Raw genomic sequence first — 2,365 nt, 5'->3', positions numbered from 1 at the left:
GTGGCAATGTCTTCCGCACCATTGGTCGCGACGACGCGCAGTTTCATCGCCGGCAACTACCTTGCCGATCACTGGGACGACAAGAAGATCGCAATCCTTCACGACAATTCGACCTATGGGAAGGGTCTCGCCGACGAGACCAGGAAGCAGCTGAACAAACGGGGCGTGACTGAAGCTTTTTACGACGCATACAGGCCTGGGAAGGACGACTATTCAGCCGAGGTCGCTGCGTTGCAATCCGCCGGCATTTCGGCCTTGTATGTAGGCGGGTATCATGCCGACGTTGCGCTGATCGCTCGCGCTGCAGGCGACCGGGACTACACGCTTCAGCTCATATCCGGAGATGCTTTGGCTACCGAGGAATTCGCCCTGATCGCAGGCTCAGCGGCGGAGGGGACCCTGTTCACCTTCCCGGCGGACCCGCGGCGAAATGCCGGCGCGGCCGCGGTCGTGGAGCAGTTCCGTGCGGACAACTTCGAGCCCGCGGGCTATACGCTGTTGAGCTACTGCGCGGTGCAGGTCTGGGCCCAGGCGGTGGCGAAGGCAGGTTCGCTGGCGCCAAAGGCGGTCATAGCGGCACTGCGCGAACAGCAATTCGACACCGTCATTGGCAGGGTCGATTTCGACGCCAAGGGCGACCTCACGAGGCAGAGCTGGGTTTGGTACGTCTGGCGGGGCGGGGAGTACGTGCCGGTTGAATAGGGTGCGCCGAACGCCGGCGTGACGCTGAGACGTCTAGTCTGATGCAGACCAGTGTGGCTGGATTGTTCCGACTCCCCACGATGCTTGAACGCCTCGGCATACGCGGTCGGCTGTTGCTCGCCTTTTTCGGGATCAGCGGCCTTGCGGTGCTGGCTACCGCTGCGGCGCTTTATGCCTTCCTCGAAGTCGGCGACGTTGTCGACCGAATCACCACGGATCGGGTGCCGCCGGCGTTGGCTTCCCTCCAGCTGTCGCGCCAGGCCGAACGGGTCGCTGCCGCCGCGCCATCGGTGCTGGCGGCGACAAGCAGGGCTCAGCACAGCAAGGTCTCGGCGGCCGTCGCGCTCGAGATGTCCCGCCTCGAGGCCCTGCGTACGGATCTCAGAGATGCTACGCTGGGCACAGTGCCTTTAGCTGAGATCGAGGAAGCTGCGGTTGTTTTGAGGCGCAACCTGAAGGAGCTCGACTCTCTTGTTGTCGCCCGCCTCGAGGTCGTCGCCCGCAAGGAGGAGCTTCTGAACCGCCTCGCCGCGACGACGACCGGCAGCCAACGCCTTCTGGCCACCGGCATCGTGGTGATGGATTCCAGGCTCCCGCAATGGCGGGCGGTCGCGGCCGATACGTCGCTGTCGCCCGATCGACGCGCAGCGGCAATGGCCGACATGGTCCATGCGATTGCGGCTTACATCCCCCAGCAGAAGGCGCTGCTGGAGATCTCGGCAGTCAACGACGCGCTGGTGAAGGCCGCGACCGCGCCGACGCGAGGCGACCTGGCGTTGATCCTGTTTCCGCTGCACCGCTCGCTCGCCGCTCTGGAAACGGCTTCCTCGGAGATCGACGAAAAGCTGCAAACCCGTTTTCGGCTGCGGGTGGACGAGTTCGAGGTACTCACCGATGGTGAGAGCAGCATCCCGAAGGCACGGGAGGAGGAGCTTGCGGTCCTCTCGCAGGGCGAAAAGCTTCTGGCTGAAAACAATCGGCTGTCGCGCAGTCTGACCGCAGCCGTCGACCGTCTTGTCGCCGCAGCGGACCGCGAGATCGCTGCCTCCGGTCGCGAAGCCGCGCTCGTCCAGCGCTACGGCACCGGAGTTGTCCTCGGCTCTGCGTTTCTCAGCCTGTTGAGCTCGGTTCTGGTCGTCTGGCTCTATGTCGACCGCAGCCTACTCGCCCGTCTGGGAGCGGTGAGTCAGGGCATGCTCGCGATCGCGGGCGGCGACCTTCGTGCGCCGCTGCCGGCGGCGGGCAGCGACGAAATCGGGCGCATGGCCGAGGCGCTGAGCCTCTTCCGGGATACCGCTGTCGAGGTCGAGGAAAAGAACCTGCGCGACGTTGCAGAAGCGCGTCAGCGGCTGGTCGATGCCATCGAAAGCATTTCCGAAGGTTTCGCTCTCTATGACAAAGAGGACTGGCTTGTCCTTAGCAACAGCCGCTACCGCGAACTGCTATACGCCGGTCTGGAGGCAGAGCTAACCCCCGGCATGGCATTCGAGGAGATCATTCGCCGATCCGCGGAGCGTGGCTACATCAGGGATGCCGAGGGTCGGGTCGATGAGTGGGTCGCGGAGCGCCTATGGCGGCACCGTAACCCCGGCGAACCGTGGGTGCAGCGGCGGGGCGACGGACGATGGATCATGATAAACGAGCGGCGGGTCAGCGCCGGCGG

At 64.5% G+C, this 2,365-nt stretch carries 1 protein-coding gene and 1 pseudogene; both read left to right on the top strand.

The genetic code is table 11. The annotated features are described in order from the left end of the window. A pseudogene (locus EOA75_RS31920) lies at positions 1–702 on the top strand (branched-chain amino acid ABC transporter substrate-binding protein); the annotation flags it as partial. A gap of 80 nt (positions 703–782) precedes the next feature. Beyond that, positions 783–2,365 (top strand): PAS-domain containing protein (locus tag EOA75_RS31915; RefSeq protein ID WP_127326076.1); only part of this gene is annotated, 1,583 nt, incomplete at its 3' end.

This window comes from Mesorhizobium sp. M1A.F.Ca.IN.022.07.1.1 (genome assembly GCF_003997575.1).
Lineage (GTDB): Bacteria > Pseudomonadota > Alphaproteobacteria > Rhizobiales > Rhizobiaceae > Mesorhizobium.
This window is presented reverse-complemented; position numbering and strand designations above follow the sequence as displayed.